The sequence below is a fragment of the Sporosalibacterium faouarense genome, assembly GCF_016765695.1.
Classification (GTDB): Bacteria; Bacillota; Clostridia; order Tissierellales; family VENL01; genus Sporosalibacterium; species Sporosalibacterium faouarense.
In genome coordinates this window covers 28,220-48,053 of record NZ_JAETGO010000094.1, presented here as the reverse complement: position 1 = coordinate 48,053, position 19,834 = coordinate 28,220, and the positions used below count along the sequence as shown (strand labels likewise).

Annotated in this window: 22 protein-coding genes; 1 reads left to right on the top strand and 21 read right to left on the bottom strand. The window is 30.0% G+C overall.

The window, feature by feature from the left end:
- Positions 1-44: 44 nt before the first annotated feature.
- Positions 45-1,826: an Rqc2 family fibronectin-binding protein gene (locus tag JMO20_RS18625; protein ID WP_202711258.1), complete on the top strand. Its 1,782-nt coding sequence runs from the start codon at positions 45-47 to the stop codon at positions 1,824-1,826.
- 383 nt (positions 1,827-2,209) lie between these two features.
- Here JMO20_RS18625 and JMO20_RS18620 read toward each other — a convergent pair whose 3' ends face one another.
- The 21 genes from JMO20_RS18620 to JMO20_RS18520 all read right to left on the bottom strand — a co-directional run bounded on the left by JMO20_RS18620 (position 2,210) and on the right by JMO20_RS18520 (position 19,827).
- Positions 2,210-2,929 carry a hypothetical protein gene (locus tag JMO20_RS18620; protein WP_202711257.1) on the bottom strand — a complete coding sequence of 240 codons (720 nt, stop codon included), beginning with the start codon at positions 2,927-2,929 and terminating at the stop codon, positions 2,210-2,212.
- On the bottom strand, positions 2,930-3,634 hold the full coding sequence (locus JMO20_RS18615) for a fluoroquinolone export ABC transporter permease subunit (RefSeq protein WP_202711256.1): 705 nt from the start codon (positions 3,632-3,634) through the stop codon (positions 2,930-2,932).
- On the bottom strand, positions 3,631-4,485 hold the full coding sequence (locus JMO20_RS18610) for an ABC transporter ATP-binding protein (RefSeq protein ID WP_202711255.1): 855 nt from the start codon (positions 4,483-4,485) through the stop codon (positions 3,631-3,633). The genes JMO20_RS18615 and JMO20_RS18610 overlap by 4 nt, the downstream gene beginning before the upstream one ends.
- Positions 4,486-4,649: 164 nt before the next feature.
- The gene (locus JMO20_RS18605) at positions 4,650-5,267 is read right to left on the bottom strand and encodes a TetR/AcrR family transcriptional regulator (protein WP_202711254.1); all 618 of its coding nucleotides are present in this window, start codon (positions 5,265-5,267) and stop codon (positions 4,650-4,652) included.
- 158 nt (positions 5,268-5,425) lie between these two features.
- On the bottom strand, positions 5,426-6,553 hold the full coding sequence (locus JMO20_RS18600; protein WP_202711253.1) for a DHHW family protein: 1,128 nt from the start codon (positions 6,551-6,553) through the stop codon (positions 5,426-5,428).
- A gap of 13 nt (positions 6,554-6,566) precedes the next feature.
- On the bottom strand, positions 6,567-7,838 hold the full coding sequence (locus tag JMO20_RS18595) for an MBOAT family O-acyltransferase (RefSeq protein WP_279380186.1): 1,272 nt from the start codon (positions 7,836-7,838) through the stop codon (positions 6,567-6,569).
- A 220-nt stretch (positions 7,839-8,058) separates the two neighbouring features.
- A complete protein-coding gene (locus tag JMO20_RS18590) occupies positions 8,059-8,544 on the bottom strand; it encodes a DUF4358 domain-containing protein (protein WP_202711251.1) in 486 nt (161 codons plus the stop codon).
- Between the two features lie 90 nt (positions 8,545-8,634).
- Positions 8,635-9,168, bottom strand: coding sequence for a DUF4358 domain-containing protein (locus JMO20_RS18585; RefSeq protein WP_202711250.1), 534 nt, complete (start codon positions 9,166-9,168; stop codon positions 8,635-8,637).
- A gap of 413 nt (positions 9,169-9,581) precedes the next feature.
- The gene (gene pyrE / locus JMO20_RS18580; protein ID WP_202711249.1) at positions 9,582-10,154 is read right to left on the bottom strand and encodes an orotate phosphoribosyltransferase; all 573 of its coding nucleotides are present in this window, start codon (positions 10,152-10,154) and stop codon (positions 9,582-9,584) included.
- Between the two features lie 29 nt (positions 10,155-10,183).
- Positions 10,184-11,104 (bottom strand): dihydroorotate dehydrogenase, encoded by a 921-nt coding sequence (locus tag JMO20_RS18575; protein ID WP_202711248.1) that lies wholly within the window; start codon positions 11,102-11,104, stop codon positions 10,184-10,186.
- On the bottom strand, positions 11,097-11,864 hold the full coding sequence (locus JMO20_RS18570; RefSeq protein WP_202711247.1) for a dihydroorotate dehydrogenase electron transfer subunit: 768 nt from the start codon (positions 11,862-11,864) through the stop codon (positions 11,097-11,099). The genes JMO20_RS18575 and JMO20_RS18570 overlap by 8 nt, the downstream gene beginning before the upstream one ends.
- 11 nt (positions 11,865-11,875) lie before the next feature.
- Positions 11,876-12,799 (bottom strand): orotidine-5'-phosphate decarboxylase, encoded by a 924-nt coding sequence (gene pyrF, locus JMO20_RS18565; protein WP_202711246.1) that lies wholly within the window; start codon positions 12,797-12,799, stop codon positions 11,876-11,878.
- Complete coding sequence (locus JMO20_RS18560; protein ID WP_202711245.1) at positions 12,790-14,079, bottom strand: dihydroorotase; 1,290 nt, start codon at positions 14,077-14,079, stop codon at positions 12,790-12,792. The genes pyrF and JMO20_RS18560 overlap by 10 nt, the downstream gene beginning before the upstream one ends.
- Before the next feature lie 33 nt (positions 14,080-14,112).
- Positions 14,113-15,390, bottom strand: coding sequence for a uracil-xanthine permease family protein (locus JMO20_RS18555; protein ID WP_202711244.1), 1,278 nt, complete (start codon positions 15,388-15,390; stop codon positions 14,113-14,115).
- An 87-nt stretch (positions 15,391-15,477) separates the two neighbouring features.
- Positions 15,478-16,014, bottom strand: a complete 537-nt coding sequence (gene pyrR / locus JMO20_RS18550; RefSeq protein ID WP_202711243.1) for a bifunctional pyr operon transcriptional regulator/uracil phosphoribosyltransferase PyrR — start codon at positions 16,012-16,014, stop codon at positions 15,478-15,480.
- Positions 16,015-16,222: 208 nt separating this feature from the next.
- Positions 16,223-17,143 (bottom strand): RluA family pseudouridine synthase, encoded by a 921-nt coding sequence (locus tag JMO20_RS18545; protein ID WP_202711242.1) that lies wholly within the window; start codon positions 17,141-17,143, stop codon positions 16,223-16,225.
- Positions 17,144-17,147: 4 nt separating this feature from the next.
- Positions 17,148-17,612, bottom strand: coding sequence for a signal peptidase II (lspA, locus tag JMO20_RS18540; RefSeq protein WP_202711241.1), 465 nt, complete (start codon positions 17,610-17,612; stop codon positions 17,148-17,150).
- Positions 17,613-17,828: 216 nt separating this feature from the next.
- A complete protein-coding gene (locus JMO20_RS18535; RefSeq protein WP_202711240.1) occupies positions 17,829-18,533 on the bottom strand; it encodes a TraR/DksA C4-type zinc finger protein in 705 nt (234 codons plus the stop codon).
- 58 nt (positions 18,534-18,591) lie between these two features.
- Positions 18,592-18,873, bottom strand: a complete 282-nt coding sequence (locus JMO20_RS18530; protein ID WP_202711238.1) for a DUF5665 domain-containing protein — start codon at positions 18,871-18,873, stop codon at positions 18,592-18,594.
- Positions 18,874-19,123: 250 nt separating this feature from the next.
- Positions 19,124-19,261 (bottom strand): hypothetical protein, encoded by a 138-nt coding sequence (locus tag JMO20_RS18525; protein ID WP_202711236.1) that lies wholly within the window; start codon positions 19,259-19,261, stop codon positions 19,124-19,126.
- Positions 19,262-19,368: 107 nt separating this feature from the next.
- Positions 19,369-19,827 (bottom strand): DivIVA domain-containing protein, encoded by a 459-nt coding sequence (locus tag JMO20_RS18520; protein ID WP_202711234.1) that lies wholly within the window; start codon positions 19,825-19,827, stop codon positions 19,369-19,371.
- Positions 19,828-19,834 lie beyond the last annotated feature (7 nt).

The following is a 19,834-nucleotide window of genomic DNA, read 5'->3' as shown; positions in this document are numbered from 1 at the left end:
ATAAGATGATATACTTTATAAAAATGAGTTTTGGAGGAGTAATTATGTCATTAGACGGAATTGTAACAAGATCAATTATACACGAGTTGAATGAGAAAATAGTTGATGGAAAAGTCGATAAAGTGTATCAGCCAGAAGAAGATGAAATAATAATAAATATAAGAGCTAAAGGTAGTAATGCTAAACTGTTGATATCTGCCAGTAGCAATAACCCAAGAATATATTTAACTAAGCATACCAAATCAAACCCTATAAAGCCCCCTATGTTCTGTATGCTATTAAGAAAACATTTACAAGGAGGTAGAATTACTAATATAAGACAGTCAGCAATGGATAGAATTATCCATATTGACGTTCAAAGCTTTGACGAATTAGGAGTTCTATCTACTAAGACTTTAATAGTTGAGATAATGGGTAGACATAGTAATATTATTCTTATCGAGGAGGAAAATAATAAAATATTAGATTCTATTAAAAGAGTAACTCCTGATATTAGTAGTGTTAGACAAGTATTCCCTGGAATTCTATATAAGGAGCCCCCTTCTCAAGATAAGTTGAATGCTTTATTCATTGAAAAAAATACCTTATTAGAGAAAATTAATGAGAATAACGAGGGAACCCCTTTATTTAAATTTATATATAAAAACTATATGGGTATAAGTCCACTAATTGCTAGAGAGATATGCTATAGGGCTGAAATTGATAGTAGTACAAAATTAGGAGCCCTTTCTGATGAAATGATTGATGGTTTCTTCTCCTCTTTTAGTGATTTAATGGAAAAGGTTAAATATGAAAAATATTCACCTACAATGATTTTAGATAGAGAAAAGAGAGAAGTAGTAGCTTTCTCAACTATAGATATTAAGCAATATAGTAACTATTCTAAAACTCATTTCGACTCGATAAGTGAAGTCCTTGAAGAATACTATGAAACAAGGGACAGAATGGATAGAATAAAGCAAAAATCTTCAAGCTTGAAAAAACTTATCACTACTAAATTAGATAGAGCTAAAAATAAGCTTGCTAAACAAAAAGAAGAACTTCTGACTGCTGAGAAAAGAGAAAAATATAAAATATACGGAGAATTACTAACTGCGAATATCTATAGAATTGAACAGGGACAAAACGAGATTGAAGTAGATAATTTTTATAGTGAAAATAATGAGAAAATTACTATTAGTTTAGACCCAAGGTATACTCCATCACAAAATGCACAAAAATATTTCAAGAGATATACTAAGCTAAAAAATGCCTATGAATTTGTTAGTAATGAAATCATTCATACAAAGGATGAAATTGAATATTTAGACCATATATTAGTTAGTATTGATAATTGCACAGATGTTGAAGAATTAGAAGAAATCCGTGAAGAACTTATAGACGAAGGATATATCAAAAAACATTCTAAAAAGAAGAAAAAAAATAAAGGTAAAAGTAATCAGTCAGAACCTAGACATTACAAATCTTCAGATGATTATGATTTATATGTAGGTAAGAATAATAAACAAAATGATTATTTAACACTAAAATTTGCTTCTAAAGATGATATTTGGCTTCATACCAAAGATATTCCTGGCTCCCATGTAATAATTAAAACCAAGGGTGAAGAAGTGCCTGCCCAAACTATTAGGGAAGCTGCTCTACTAGCTGCTTATTATAGTAAGGGTAAGATGTCTAGTAATGTGCCAGTGGACTATACAGAAAGAAGGAATGTGAGAAAGCCCAATGGAGCTAAATTAGGCATGGTAATATATGAAAATAATAATACGATTTATGTTACTCCAAAGATTGAGGAAATAAATAAAATAAAGGAATTAGATTATTAATATTTTTGTGTATATACATCGAGATATTTACTAATCGTAGATAATCTTGTATGAAATCTTAATATAAAATTTCTTCAAGTAATTAGTATCTTAGTGATAATTATAAAGAATGAAGCTTTTTAAAGGATATATTTCGATTATACAATCGAAATATATCCTTTTTTAATATCCAATCTATTCATAGAATAGCGAACTTAAGTATTTACGCACAAACTCTAATTTCCCATAGAGCTTTAATATAGGAATTTTTCAATTAACAAGTATCACTCTTCCAGTTAATTGAGGAAATTGCATATTTAGATATTCAATATAATTTTGCAAGATTTCATCTGAATTGCGACTTATTAAGTCACTTTTTCCTTTGAAAAAATAATAAAAATATATCAGGCTGCCTTCTTTTCATATCTATTAACTAGCCATATTAGGATTAGTATCTCCACTATAAAACCACCAATAATATACAACCAAAAGCTATCATTCCCTTGATTTCCAGCTACTATTGCATTAAAAGGCCAATAATATGGTATTACACCTCCAATTATCTTCCAAGGAGATTTCATGAAATAAGCTATTATAGGTATTATCAAGAAGATTCCTAATCCCTTTGAAATAGCAAGCCCTTCCACCTTATTATTAGCTATTCCAGCTAGCAGTAAAGCTGTTACAGGGGCTTCTAATGATGCCAGTAATGATATAGCTATTACTTCTATAAATGATACTTTCACTATACCAATTAGTGGCAATAATATTACTGAGAAAATAATGCTTAAAATTGCAGGAAATAAAGTTCTATATATTAAATATCCCTTTCTCCCAAGGGGTGTAACAATTAACATAAGAAAAATACTATCATCTCGTTCATCTAAAAGTATAAATCCAATTAGCATTCCTATAAGCATAGGTATAAACAGTACTACCGACCCACCAATTAAAGGGTAATATTCAGTCAAGTCAAAATACTCACTTGTTAGATTTGTTAGAATAGGAATTAAGTACCTAATAGCTAATGTCATAGCCACAGGTCCTATAAGTAGCATTATTAACATAGGTTCTCTTAAAACATTTCTAAAATCATTATATGAAAGAGATATTATTTTTTTCATTTAATTATCTCCCTTCTTTAAAATAATATATTTATAAAAGGATATATTAGCTATCTTAAAAGTTGCCGCTATCCAAACTAATAGGTATAGTATACTGTATATTAATTGCCAAGTATCTATACCTTTGAATGCTCCAGAAATAAGAAGTAATGAAGCTTGGGTGGGAAACAAATAAAATAGTCTGCTTTTGAATATACCAAAATACCCTATCAATGGTAGGCATAATACAATAATATATCCTACAGATGATAACAAGTATTTATTTATTGTAGGAAACCTAGAAACGGCGATAAATCCAATTAGTATAAACAAAAAAGAAGTTAATGTAATTCCTACCAAGAAAATAGGATAGTTTATATTTTTACCAAAGCTAAAAAACTCAATAATAATACTGGTAATTAGCGATAGAAAAGTCAAAGATACAAGCTTAGAAATAATATACTCTTTCACCTGTAAAGGAGTAATAATAAGATACTCTAGTACACCCTCTCCCTTTTCTAACAGGACTAATCCACTAATAAAGAAGAAGCCCAAAACACTGGGATCTGAAAAAATTATAAAAGGTACAATTACAATTAGAGCTTCCTCTGGTAAGAAATTTAAAAGAAAAATATACATAATTGTTACAATTGTATACACCAAATAGAATCCATACTTAAATTGTAAAAATATATCTCCTTTTATTGATTTTAAAGTTCTAATCATAATAGCTTCCTCCCTGTAGTTTGAACAAATATATCTTCAAGAGTTGCCTCCTGAGTATGAATTGTTTTAATTTCCTTTTCCCTCAATAACTTTATATATTCATCGTTGTAACCAATTCCCTTTAATGCAAAATCCTTTTCTTGGAATTTATTTTTATCTATATACTCAACTTTGATATTTCTTTTTCCATGCTCTATTTTTAGTTTTTTAGGCGAATCAATTAGCTTAATCTCTCCATCAACAATAAAAGCAACTCTATCACAAAGCTCATCGGCTACTGTCATATTATGAGTTGTTAAAAAAATAGTTTTACCTTGATGTTTTTTCTCCATTATAATATTCTTTATATTCTTAGCGTTTAATGGGTCTAATCCCGAAGTTGGCTCATCAAAAAAAACTATGTCTGGATTATGAATAAAGGCCCTGACAAAGTTTAACCTCATTTTCATACCCTTAGAATATTTGGATACTTTTACATCTGCATTTTTTTCAAGTCCAACCATCTCTAATAATTTTTTTGAATCTTCTTTTTTACCAGAATAGAAAGACTTAACAAAGTCTAAATTTTCTAAAGCTGTTAGCTTATGATATAAATTAGGAAGCTCAAAAGATACTCCAATCTTTTCATAGAAATCTGTATTCCAATTTATTATTTCTTTACCTAAAATCTTCACACTGCCGAGATAATCTTTTAGAATGCCTATTAAAATTTTCTGAGTAGTGCTTTTCCCTGCTCCACTTGGTCCTAGAAAACCAAAAATTTCACCTTTGTCAATTTTAAAATTAAGTTCTTTTAATGTTTTTTCCTTAGCTTTTGGATATTTGAACATCAAGTCCTTTACTTCTATCATAATGATACCTCCTATTATTTACAATAAATATCATGCGTTCTTTTTTAACTTAAAAAAATATTTTTTGAAAAAATAAATTTAAATAACTGAGGAAATTGTATATTTACAAATTTAAGATATTGTTACTATAGATGAAATGATAAAGTGACTTAAGTAATTATAAATTATAGACTAAAATTTCCATTTAACAAGCCATAAGACCCCATTGTGAAGAATAGTATATAATCAGTAATAAGACTCTGTTTCTCTTCCATGGTATAGTCTTTTCTTAAAATATCTAAAAATCCCTCTACAAATCCATTTGATGCGCTTAAAGCAAATTTTCTATAATATTTTACATTATATGATACAGGAGACTCTAAAACATGCTCCATAAAATGATCTGCTATATATCCCTCGATAATAGTTTTAATGTTTTCATATTTTGTCCCTTGACTACCATCTATTAGAATTACTAATGCTTTTTGAACATCTTCATCTATTATTTTTAATTGCTCACCAATTAGATACTTTAAAGTATCTCTGTCTAATTTAACTATTTGGCTTAAATCATCTTCATCTGTATGTTGATTAATGAAAGAATAGAATTTACTATAAGCTGGGTCTACTATACTAGAAAATAATTCTTCTTTATTTTCAAAATAATTATAAAAGTTTCCAATGGTAGTGCCTGCATTCTTTACGATTCTCCTTAAAGAAGCTTTGCCATATCCAAGTTTATAGAATTCTTCCTTTCCACTATTGATTATTGAACTTTTAACCTCTTCTTTTTGAATTTGCATTAAATATCACCTGCTCTTTTTTTAATTCTACCACATTAGGAATTAAACTTCAATATAAAATAGTAAAAATGCAGCGTCAATCATTAGATTGACACTGCACATTGTTTATTATTGTCATTTTTTTACCCAAGCACACTCTATATACTTATATTTTTTTACTAATAATTTATTTTTCTAATATTATTATCCTTTGAAAATGTTGATACATTATATAAAAATAAAACTTCTTTAATATTATTTTTCTCTAAATAATCATTAATACTTAAATTATAATATCTTAAATCTATAACATGTATTTCCTCATAATGATTTACTAAAAATGGAATAAAACTATGGGAATAAGAATCCTTAAATATAGCAATCTTTTTTCCATTTTTTATGCTAGTATTTATAGTTATTAAGGCATGATTACCATCTAAGAAATATGAATATTTATCCTTTTCTTCTAAGTGACTAGACTCATAAAGGGAATTAGTTGATTTATTAGTATCCTTATAAGATACTTCATACTGAATATCAAACTTTGGATAAAATACTTCAATAGAATCAGATGAAATGCTCCAATCTTGAGCCTTTGAATAATATGTTCCCAAGAAGTTCTTACTTACTATTCTACTATTAAAGCTATCCATTTTATAGTAATTCAGTCCCAATTCCTTTGCCAATGCAGTATACCCATAATATGCCCCTCTCATAGTCCAATGGTGATCCGTCTTAAAATAAATATATTCATCTTTATTTTTCATTAATGTTTCATAAACATCTATAAATTCAACTGATTTATTCAATTTATCTTTCATTACCTTTATAGAATCTAATTGGTCATATGGACTGGCGAACAAAGGTAGCTTCTCTTCATATATTTTAATTGAATTAGGCACAAGTAAAAAATAGGTTGCTATATCAGGGTGTTTTCCACTGAATTCATTAATAATCTCAGTGTTGTCTTTTATTTTATTACCGGGACTCTCATAATCTTCAAATAAATATCCATTTTCCCCAAAGTAAATCCCATTATTTTCAGTCTTATTTAATAATTTCTCTACTTTAGCTTTAAATCCAACCCAAAATTCCCTGTAACTAAATTGGTCAACATAGTATTCCTCAAATTTATTAGTAAACTGTCCCGAAAGCAATTTATTCAATTGAAATTTTGGTATTTGAGAAAGCACTCTATTCTCTAATTCCGAAAATTCTTTATCGGGAATTACAATGTTTAATATATTAACACTTAACAAAAAAACAATAAACATTATTATAATTATTTTATTAGAACTATTTTTCATACTGACCACCTATCTAAAATCTAAAGTATAAAAATGGATTATAGGTTGCATCAACTAGATATGCTGTTGTAAGAATTAGTATAATAAAATAAAATCCTATTATTACTCCATTTTCATATAATATTTTCAAACTACCATCAGCTTTACTCATTATCTTACTATGAAGCTTAGTTATAAATGGAGTTGAAAATATAATTAAAGCAATTAATAAAAGACCATAATTAATAATATAATAAAAAGTTTGGCCATTATAAAACTGAACATTATTTAACCCAAACATAACCTTTAGATATTCTATTCCTTCATTTAATTTATCAAATACAAAAAATACCCATCCTACTGTCACCACAAACATAGCGTAAAAATGTCCTATCGGTTTACCTAGTCTTTTCAACACTTTAAGAAATCCTACTCTTTCAATAGCTATAATTATTCCAAAGTATAGCCCCCATACTACAAAATTCCAACTAGCTCCATGCCAAAGTCCTGTTAAGAACCACACTATAAATAAATTACGATACGCTTTTACTTTACTAACTCTATTGCCTCCCATAGGAATGTAAAGGTAATCCTTAAACCAGGTGCCTAAGGAAATATGCCATCTGCGCCAAAATTCAGTAATGTTCTTTGATATATATGGATAATTAAAGTTTTCAAGAAAATCAAAGCCGAACATTTTACCCAAACCTATGGCCATATCTGAATAACCACTAAAATCAAAATATATCTGAAATGAGAATGCAATTATTCCTAACCAAGCTGTTACTACTGTTAATTCATTTTGTGGGGTGTTCTGCACACTACTCCAAAGCATCCCTATATTATTAGCCAATAATACTTTTTTCCCCAAGCCAATCAAAAAACGTTTTATTCCTTCAGCAAATTTATCAATGGTTTCTTTCCTATTATTAATCTGACTAGCTACAGTTTGATACCTAACTATAGGGCCTGCAATCAACTGAGGAAATAGAGTTACATAGGTAGCTAATGCAATTGGATTCCTCTGCACCGGTGCTTCGCCACGATAAACATCGATTGTATAAGACATAGTTTGAAATGTATAGAAAGAAATCCCAATTGGAAGGGATAAATTAAGAGTATCAAAGCTTGTCCCAATTAAATAATTTATATTCAATATAAAAAAATCTGAGTATTTAAAAAAAGATAATAAAGATAAATTTATAATTACTGAGGATATAACTGCAAGCTTAGCCTTAATGCCATCATCCCTATATCTTTCAATTAGCATACCGTGGATATAATCCACGATTGATGAAAAAATCATTAATAATATATATATTGGTTCACCCCAAGCATAGAATATTAAGCTAGCTATCAGTAATATAATATTCTTTATTTTCCTTGGAAATATAAAGTAGAGCAATAATGTCATAGGTAAAAATATAAATAAAAAGGTTAAGCTACTAAATATCATACAATCACTCTTTTCCATAACAGATGTAAATTATTAAAATAAAACAAAGGCACAAAAATGTGCCTTTATTCTATTGAAACAATGAATTAAAAGATTCACTAATCTGATCACCTTCAAGATGAACAGCTAAAAGAATGTATCTATCGTTAGTAATTAATACTCTATTTTCAATTAACTCTACTGCTGCTGCACCATAACCTTCATATGATGTCATTAAGTCCTCAGTATGCTTTTCAAGAGAAGCTTTTATTTCTTCAACCTTAGACTTGTCTTTAGCCTTAATTATTATTATTTCCATAGGGGAAACTCCCATATCCGGCTTCTTAATAACCCCCGCTTCAACTGCTTCTAAGTCTAGTCCTATTTTTTCTGCTAATTCTTGTTGTTCAATAAGATTCTTATTGCTTAAATTCTTAATATCTTCTGTATTACTTTCAACTTTACTAATAATTTCATTTATTGAAATATCTACAATATCTTCCTTAGTTCCATCACTACAGCCAATAAATGATACAAGTATTAATGCAATCATTCCTAAATATATTACTTTTTTCATTCTAATCTCCTTTCAAATTTCATCAGATCTGTAAATATACAATTCCCTCATTCAATAATCTGATATATCATATTTATTATGAAAAACATATTATTGTTCTAAGCTACTATCAAATATTTCTTTTATACTTTCTGGTTCTTGACTAGTTATATATATTAGATACCTTCCATTAACTTCAATTATATTATTCTTTACCTTCTCATATTGATCTGGTAGATAACTAGACCATGTATTATCTTGCATTTCTTTAATTTCCTCTAGTTTTCCCTTTAATGCATCTACTTCAGTTTCTGTTTTTGCCTTTAGTACTATAATCAAATCTGAATTTACATTAAACATAGATTGCAAGGCTATACCCTCTTCTATGTCTTCTTTTTTTATAAAGTCCCCTAATACTACATTATCTGATTCTTCCATTAAATCTACTTCCATATATCCTGGAAGTTTTCCATCTTCAATAGCTTCCTCATCCAATCCATTAGCTATGGCATCCTCTATCATTTTGTCTTGTATTGTACCAATAATGTCTTTAACTGGAATATTTACTTCTGATGTTTGCTGACTACAACCTGCAAAACTTATTACTGCTAATAATATAAGAATAACACTTATTATCTTTTTCATTGATTTCCTCCTTAGTATTTTTAGTTTATTTTATTTGGCCAAAATTTCAATACATAACTTTGGACGAGCTATTGCATATATTGTTCCAACTTTTTATAATACAAAATATACCAGCACAATTATTAGATAAAGTTCTTCTCTATTTGATTCAAAAAAAATAGACCCTCCCAATTCCGTTGGAAAGCCCAAAATTACAAGCCGTCAAATATTTTTGTTACTCTTATAGTTTTTCTTACTCTATTTTATATTCCATCAATATTAATATTTGTTAATAATTTAAGTCTAAAAAGGTGAACCGATTGTATCCACCTAAATTTCTAAGGGATATTTTATGAAGGAGTTGATACAATCAGTTCAAAGTTTATATCAAATTTTATTTAACTTTATAATATATCAATCATCGTTTTCATAGGTTAAATTTCTCTACTTCCTGGCTTTATTGCTTTTAATCCTTTTTGACATAAAGGACAATTATCAGTATCATAGGTTTCTATATTAAACTTTATAACTGATTTAAGCTCTTCACTAAATTTTCTATTCCCACTACTTCTATCAACAATACTTCCTACTCCTACTATTTCTCCGCCCTTTTCCTTTATTACATCAATTACTTCTTTAACTGAGCCACCCGTAGTGACAACGTCCTCCACAACTAATACTTTCTCTCCTCTTTCTATATTAAAGCCCCTTCTTAAGGTCATTTCCCCATTCTCTCTCTCCATAAAAATATTCCTAACATTTAGTTGTCTAGCAACTTCATAAGATAATATTATGCCACCTATTGCTGGTCCTATGACTAAATCAATTTTTTCATTTTCAAACTTTTTAACTAGTTCCTTTGTAATTAGCTTAGAATACTCAGGAGTCTTAAAAAGTTGAGCACATTGTAGGTATCTCTCTGAGTGTCTCCCCGAAGTTAATAAAAAGTGTCCTTTTAGTAAAACTCCTGCATCCTCTAAAACCTTTAATATTTCTTCTCTATTCATAACATACCCCTCCTAAAATAATTAAAATTCTAATATGGCTTTATCTTCCCTACGATATCATTGATATCTTTAATTTCGTTTTCAATCATATACTTCTCTAGCTCCTTCAAAAGGTCAGTAGTTACTCTTGGATTAATGAAATTGGCCGTACCAATAGATATGGCACTTGCTCCAACAAGGAGAAACTCTATTATATCTTCAACTGTACTTATTCCACCCATCCCGATAATTGGTATATCTACCACTTGACTAACCTGCCATACCATTCTTAAAGCAACTGGTTTTATTGCAGGTCCAGATAACCCTCCAACATTATTTCTTAAAATCGGTCTTCTGCTCTTAATATTTACTGCCATGCCCAAGAGTGTGTTTATTAAACTTAATCCATCAGCTCCACCTTTTTGGGCACTTTTTGCAATTTCTCTAATATCAGTCACATTTGGTGAAAGCTTAACGATTAAAGGCTTGTTAGTACTTTTTCTTACTTCCTTGGTTATGTTATACACAATGTCCTTATCTGTTCCAAAGGCAACACCACCTTGCTTTACATTAGGACACGATATATTCATTTCTATGGCATCAGTCTTAGTGTTATCTAATATATTGCACATTTCACAATACTCTTCAACTGTATTTCCAGAAATATTTGCTATAACTGTGACTCCCTTCGATTTAAGATAAGGAAGTTCATTCTTTACGAAATACTCAACTCCTGGATTTTCTAGTCCTACACTATTTAGCATTCCACTACTGGTCTCAGCAATTCTAGGAGTTGGATTTCCTTCTCTAGGCTTAAGCGTTAACCCCTTGGCCATAATTCCACCTAATTTAGATATATCTATAAAGTTCTCATATTCCCTTCCAAAACCAAATGTACCAGAAGCAACAGTTATTGGATTATTTATTCTCAATCCTCCTATATCCACTGTCGTATTTAATGATTTAGTCATTAAAAATCACCTCACTACTCCAGAATACAGGTCCGTCAGAGCAAACCTTTTTCATACCATGTATTGTCTTTATAGAACAACCTAAGCAAGCTCCAAATCCACATGCCATTCGCTCCTCTAATGAAACCTGACACTCAATATTATTAAGTTTAGCTATTTCTGCTATCTCTCTTAGCATAGGATTAGGTCCACATGCAAATATTAGGTCTATTTTTTTATCAATTAGTTCATTTTTAAATATATCTACTACAAGTCCTTTATACCCTACTCTTCCCGATACCGTTGATACTCCTATACTAGTACTAAATTTCTTAAATTCTTCTTCTAAATAAGTGTTATCTGCAAAACCTAAATAAGAATACACTTTGTTCCTATCAGATAACCTTTTTCCCAACTCTATTAATGGAGCAACACCTATGCCTCCACCGATCAATGCAATACTTTTCTCTTCATAATTAGTTTCAAATCCTGTCCCTAAAGGTCCAATAACATTTAATATTTCTCCTGACTTAACTTCACTTAAGAGCTTCGTTCCCTTTCCAATTACTTTATAATAAATCACTATAACCTTCTCATCTATCTTTATCTCGTTTATACTAATAGGTCTTCTTAGCAAGGGTGTATCCTGATTATTAACCTTTATTTGAAGAAATTGTCCTGCTTTACCTAACTTGGTAATTTGCTCATTAATAATCTCCATCTTGTATATATCTTCAATAATTTTTTCATTCTTTTTTACTCTACAGTTCTCAATTAACATAATAGAACCCCCTACCAAGCTAGCTTCTTAGATTTTTTCAATTCGTTGTTTATTGAGTCCCTCATTTTTATAGCTGAATCTCTAATAGCTAGATGGAACTCCCTGTCATTATATTTATCAATATTTTCATTCTTTTTATGGGCTCCTATAATACCTCTCGATGAATTAATTATTGCTCCTAAACCATCTTCATTAAAACAATGTATTATATCCTCTGCTGTCCCTCCTTGAGCGCCATATCCAGGTACCAAGAAAAAAGATTTTTTCATTATCTTCCTAAGTATCTTCATTTCTTCTGGATAAGTAGCACCTACTACTGCTCCAACTGAGCTATAGCCATGGTTTCCTATATAATCCGCTCCCCATTTGTTAATTAGCTCACCCATGATTTCATAAACACTTTTACCCCTTATAGATAAATCTTGAATATCTCCCGATGATCCATTTGATGTTTTAGCTAAGATAAACACACCTTTATTCTGATCACAATAATTAATAAAGGGGTTTATAGAATCTTCTCCTAAATACGGGCTTAAAGTGACACTATCCACATCTACAAACCCTTGTCCAAAGTATGCTTTTGCATATCCTTCAGCTGTAGACCCTATATCACCTCTCTTTATATCTGCTATAACCATTAATCCCATTTCCTTAGCATATTCGATAGTTTCTTTAAATACCTTAAGGCCTTCTAAACCATAGGCTTCATAAAAAGCAATTTGTGGCTTAATACATGGTATTATATCCTTAATTGCATCAATAATTATCATATTGTACTCTAAAATAGCCTGAGTTTCCGCTACAATTTTATCCTCTTGGATCTCAAAATGCTTTTTCTTTATAAAATCTGGTACTAAATTTATTCTTGGATCTAACCCAACAACTGTTGGATTTTTTGTTTCTATAATTTTATCAATTAGCTTATCTACAAACATTGTTTATCCTCCCTATATACAATCTCACCATTTACAATAGTGTACTTTACCTTTCCCTTGAGCTTTTCTCCAATATAAGGCGTATTTTTCCCTTTTGATATCAGATTCTCCTCTTTCAACGTATATTCACTATCTAGGTCAATTATTGCTAAATCTGCAATCCCTTCTTTATAGATGCCTCTGTCTTTTAGACCTAAGAGCTTAGAAGGATTTATACTTAATAGCCTCACCATTTTAAATATATCAATAATGCCTTTATTCAATAGATTAATATTAGTTACAGGCAAAGCTAATTCTATACCAGATAATCCAAAGGGAGCTTGTTCTAAATCCTTTAGCTTTTCTTCTTTTGAATGGGGAGCATGGTCTGTTGCAATCATGTCTACAGTTCCATCCTTAATACCTTCGATTATAGCTTGAATATCTGCCTCTGTACGTAATGGAGGATTGACTTTTCCTATGGACTGCTTTTCAATAATAATGTCTTCTGTTATAGAAAAATGATGGGGTGCAACTTCGCAAGTAACCTTTACACCTGAACCCTTAGCATTTCTAATCATTTCAATTGCTTCCCTTGTACTTACGTGACATATATGAACACTGAGATCAAATTCTTTTGCTAATTCAATATCTCTAGCTATCATATTATTTTCTGCTTTGCGGGATATTCCTTTTACTCCTAATCTATCTGATATTTTACCTTCATTAATGCATCCATTATTTACATATCTTTTATCCTCACTATGAATCATTATTGGAATACCTAGATTATTTGAAGTTATTGTAGCTTCTTTCATTAATTTTTTATCCATTATTGGCTGTCCATCGTCGGAAACTCCATAAATTCCATTTTTAAATAACTTTTCAATATCAGTTAATTGATATCCCTTTTCTTCAATAGTTGCCGCTCCAATTGGTAGTACATTAATACAAGCATCTCTTTTAATAATTTCTTTTAGTAGATTGAGATGTTCAACACTATCAATCACTGGATTTGTATTTGGCATAACTGCCACTGTGGTATAACCACCCTTTGCTGCTGCTAATGAACCACTCTTTATCGTTTCCTTATATTCATAACCAGGTTCTCTAAAATGCACATGTGCATCTACTAATCCATGTATTACAAAATATCCTTTAGCATCTATAACCTCTACGCCCTTTTCATTTATCTCTTCATCTATTTCAAAGATTTTCTGGTCCTTTATATATATATCGGATTTTATAAGCCTATCACTTGCGCAATCTACTATTGTTCCGCCTTTAATAATCATATCCATATACTTTTACCTCCTAAAAAAAGAAGCAGCATATTATGCCACTTCTTCGTTTTTGATTTCAGGTAATATTTTATTTGCAATTACTCCGATTAACGCAGCTAAGCTTAATCCAATTATTTGAATGTTTTCTGTTATTTGAATTCCAATTGTTCCATGGAAGTCAGGATTTGCATCTAACATTTTTGTTCCTATTCCTGCTACTAATATTATTGATACTATTATTAAGTTTCTATTATTTGAAAAATCTATATCTGCATTGCTTATCGTTCTAATACCTACACTAGAAATCATACCGAATAATATGATACTAACTCCACCCATTACTGGTGCGGGTATAGTCTGTAATATTGCACCTACTTTTCCTATAAAGCTTAATGCTATTGCAAAGATAGCTGCTAATCTTAATATTGATGGATCGTAATTTTTAGTTACAGCTAAAACACTTGTATTTTCTCCATAAGTTGTGTTAGGTGGTGCTCCTATGAAACCAGCAAACATTGTCGCTAATCCATCTCCCATTAAAGTTCTGTGAAGTCCTGGGTCCTTGAAGAAATTTTTTCCTACAACTGATCCATTAGTTGTTATATCTCCTATATGCTCCATGAATACAGCCAGTACTATTGGTGCTATCATTGCTATAGCCCCAAGATCAAACTTGGGTAATGTAGCATCTGGTATGTGAAAAAGACTTGCTTCTGTTACTGCTGAAAAATCAATGATATTCATCATTGCTGAGACTGCATATCCTACTATAACTCCACATAATATTGGAATTACTTTAAACATTCCTTTTCCAAATATTGAGAAAACCATCACTGTTGCTATTACTATAAACGCCACCAACCAATTAGCTGAAGCCATTTCTATTGCGGTAGGACTCAGTATCAAACCTATTACTATTATCATTGGTCCTGTTACTACTGGTGGGAAGAAGCTTTTTACTCTATCTACTCCAAATACCATAATTAATAGGGATAGTAACAGATACAATGCTCCTGCTACCATAATTCCACCTTGAGCATAGGCTAAACTACCAAACTTGTCCCCAACTGCTATAATAACTGGTATAAAAGCGAAACTTGATCCTAAGAAAACTGGAACCTTACCTTTAGTAACGAAATGGAATAATAAAGTTCCTACACCTGCTGCAAGTAATGCCACCGCTGGATTTAATCCTGTTAATATAGGTACTAAAACCGTTGCTCCAAACATAGCTATAACATGTTGAATTGCTAAAATAGCTCTTTTTCCTTTATTCTTAACCTTCGTCACTTCCTTTTTGTCATTAGTAAATACTTCATTTCTGATCATAAAAAATTCCTCCTTTATTTTTTGTTAAGGAGGGAGAATTTATTCTCCCCTTTTCAGCCTCACAGGACTGATTTAAAAGGTACTCTATTAAAGTTCATAGATTAAAACTTCATTCAGACCATCAGTTTCTAACAATCTAACACTAATTATTTCTGTATTAGATGTAGGAACATTCTTACCAACATAGTCTGGTCTTATAGGAAGCTCTCTATGTCCTCTATCTATTAACACTGCTAACTGTACCTTGTTGGGTCTACCTTTGTCTACTAAGGCATCTAAAGCTGCTCTTACAGTTCTACCAGTGTATAGAACATCATCAACTAATACAACAGTCTTATTTGATATATCTATGTTGAATTTACTTGAGTCAACTATAGGATTATCTCCTACTTCAGATAAATCATCTCTATATAAAGTTATATCTAGTATCTCAACTGAAACATCTTTGCCTTCAATTTCACTTATTTTTTTTGCTAACATATTAGCAATTGGTACACCTCTGGTCTTTATTCCAACTAATATCAAGTCTGAAATACCTTTGTTTTTTTCAATAATCTCATGTCCTATTCTTGTAATTGCTCTCATCATTGCCTTTTGATCCATAATGGTAGATTTTACTTTCATAAGATCACCTCCAAGTAATCAATACATAAAAAAACTTCTTATCGATTGATAAGAAGTTATAAGTACCCTATTAAATACTCATGTCTACCCTAACTCATCTAGACAACAAGTAATTTCAAGTATTTCCTTATCAATCTCTCTGGATCGATTTAAAGGTTTCATATTCATTTTTTACATAATAACATATAATTATACTATTGTCTAGTATCTAAATAGATTTTTTATTTCCAAGAGCATCAAGTACTTTTATAAAATGTTCTGGTAGTTCTGATGTAAATTCCATATACTCTTTAGTTCTTGGATGAATAAATCCAATAATTTTAGCATGTAAAAGCTGACCATCTAAATTAAATTTTTGTTTTTTACTGCCATATACAGGATCTCCAACCAGTGGATGCTTTATATAAGCCATATGAACCCTTATTTGATGAGTTCTACCTGTTTCAAGTTGGGCCTTAATTAACGTATACTCTTTAAATCGCTCTAACACTGTAAAATGAGTCGTTGCCTCTTTACTATTCTTTTCAATTACAGTCATTTTCTTTCTATCTACTGGATGTCTTCCTATAGGCGCTTTAATTGTTCCCGTTTCTTCTTTAATATTTCCATCCACTAAAGCGTAATATATTCTAGTTATTGAATGCTCCTTTAGCTGTTCAGATAACTCCATATGGGCCAAGTTAGTTTTAGCTATCATTAATAGCCCAGAAGTATCCTTGTCTATCCTATGTACAATTCCAGGGCGAATAATTCCATTTATTGATGATAGATTGTCAAGATGATATAGAAGTGCATTTACTAAAGTACCACTATAATTTCCTGGTGCTGGGTGAACGACCATCCCCTTTGGTTTGTTGACAATGGCAACATCATCATCTTCATATACGATCTCTATGGGTATATCTTCTGCCTTAACTTCTAATTTTTTGGGTTCTGGTAGCTTTACAATTATTTTATCTCCTTGGTTAACATTGTACTTAGGCTTAACCTCTTTATCATTAACTGTTACCATACCCTTTTTAATAATTTTTTGAATGTATGACCTAGACACTTCATCTAATTGATCTGCTAAGTAAGCGTCTATTCTTTCATCATCTTCTTCATCAACTAGAATTTCAATTATTTCCACAATATCACTCTTTTCCTTTCAATTCATATTTATCAGTAAGTACTAGATATATAATAATCAATGTTGCTACTACAATTGAACTATCAGCTATGTTAAACACGGGATAGTCATAAACGTTCCCAAATTTAACATCTACAAAGTCAACTACATAGCCTAATCTTATTCTATCTATTAAGTTGCCAATAGCTCCTGCCAAAATCATAACCAAAGAAATTTTCATTATTTTATTTAAGTTATTATTTAATTTCATAAATATAATGATAGCAACAAATATAATAACAGTTATAATTATAAAGAAAGTTTGCTTGTTTTGCATGATTCCAAAGGCTGCTCCAAAATTTTCAACATAATTGAATTGAAGAAAATTATTAATAATTACAAAAGGACTTTGTCCCATAAGTTTTTCTACTGCTAGATACTTAGTCATTTGGTCTAAAGCTACAATTAATAAAAATATTATATATAACATAATTCCCTCCTCAAAAGTTTGATACTAAAAAACAATATTTACAGTATAAGTCTTGCCAATTAAAAGATAGTGTAATCTTTTATCACAAATATTACCTTTATCAATATTGTTCACTATTATATTTTAAGTCATATTATACTTTATTACAATAGAATGTAACAAAATCTTTGCTTGGATACTCTAATATAAAAAATAGGTTAGATGTTTACATCTAACCTACTCTATTTCATCAATAACATCATTATCTTTTTTTATCTTTTGTTCGTCAGGTATATCTTCTCGATTCATCCCTTCCAGTTGCCCTTTATAATACCCCTCTGAAATATTCTCAACATCTTCTACTATTCCTGGTTCCTTATCATCAAAAACACCTTGATAGAAGCCACCTTGATCAGAAGGATCATCTTGTATTTCATTAAACCTTGCCACTGCTTGATAGCTATCTTCACCATCAAATTCTACTGAATCATCCCCAGAGATATCATTATTAGTTCTTCCAAATGGAAAATTTAAATTATATTCTTCTACTGGCCTTTTGTCCATCATTTCATCTATAGGGATCTTGTCATTTGCACACTCTATACAAAGCTTTGCATGAGGTAAGAAATCTAATCTATCATCTGATATTTCCTTTCCACATATATCACATTCTCCATACGTACCCCTCTCAATTTTATCTAGAGAATCTTCGATTTCCCTGAGTGTAAGTCTTTCTACATTTTCTAGGTTCATCCCTTGTTCAGCCATAAACATTTCTGTTCCAAGATCGGCAGGATGATTATCATACATTGAAAGTTCATCAAAGTACTCAGGCATAGATCCATCAGGATAGCCTTTCTTCATTTTATCTATGCTTTCTAGTGCATCTTTTTTTTCTTGCATTAGCTTATTTTTATAAAATTCTAATTTATTTTTATCCATAATATCCTCCTACGTTAGAAAAGCAAACTATAGTATCATTAATATATTATTTAGTATTCTACAAATTCTCTTGAACTATTTTAACAATTTCAGCAATAAAATCTCCTATTAATGGTAGATTTAAATCTATTATCATTCTTAGGATATAAATTGCTAATGCTCCTAAAATAGTAAAGCCTATAGCCATACCAAATCCTCTAACTATTCCAATTATAAAATTAATAAATAATAGCCTTTTTTTATCACCCATCATCTCTACATATTCTGTCATTCTACTATTCTCAAGAAGGTCTGATAATTCTTCTACTTTATTTTCAACTCTATTTTTTTTTCTACCCATAAAAATACCTCACTAACAATTATATATATTTATAGCTTCTCATTTAGTTTTACCTAAATCAAAAAAAATAAAAAATCTCTTTTAAAAAAGAGACTTTTTATTTTCAAATTTAAAATTAGCGAAATAACATAATAACCAATTCAATTTAAGCTATGAGGATAAAATCTTACATAATATTCCAAAATGCAAACTCACCCACCAAGAGATTATAATGATTCTATTTTGGGATTTCCAAATCTAGAAACTTTTCTTATCCCTTATACAAAGCTAATAATAAATAAAAGAACAACAAGCTGTCACCTTTAAATTTAGCTCCCCATACTTCTGTTAATAATAAGAAGAAAAATAATAAATAATCACTATATGATCTTTCACCGATAGCTAACAATTTCATCACTCCATAGACATATTATTCTTAATACATCTTATGAAAAAAAATAAAAAGTGTTATGAATTTTATTCTAGAATATAATTTCATAACACTTTTTATTAAACTTATTCATCTAAATGCTTATCTTCAATGAATTCTATAGATTCCAACTGTGAATGAAGGAATGATTTAAACCTAGTTTTAAATATAGATATATCTTTTTTGGTATTTTCATATTCTCTTTTTACATCCAGTACTTCATTATTTGCCTTTGCAATAATTTTTCTAGCATTTTCTTCGGCTTCTCTTATAATAACTTCAGCTTTTTCCCTTGCATTAACCTTTACTTCTTCTGAAGCACTTTGAGCCACAACCAAGGTGTTTTGAAGGGTCTCTTCAATATCATTATAATGCTTAATTTGATCATTTAACATATTTATTTTTTCTTTCAATTCCATGTTTTCTTTGTACAATTTCTCATAATCTACAATTACTTCGTCTAAAAAGCTATCTACATCCGTTTCTTTATAGCCTCTCATTCCTTTTTTAAATTCTTTGTTTTGTATATCCAATGGCGTTAACATATTCATA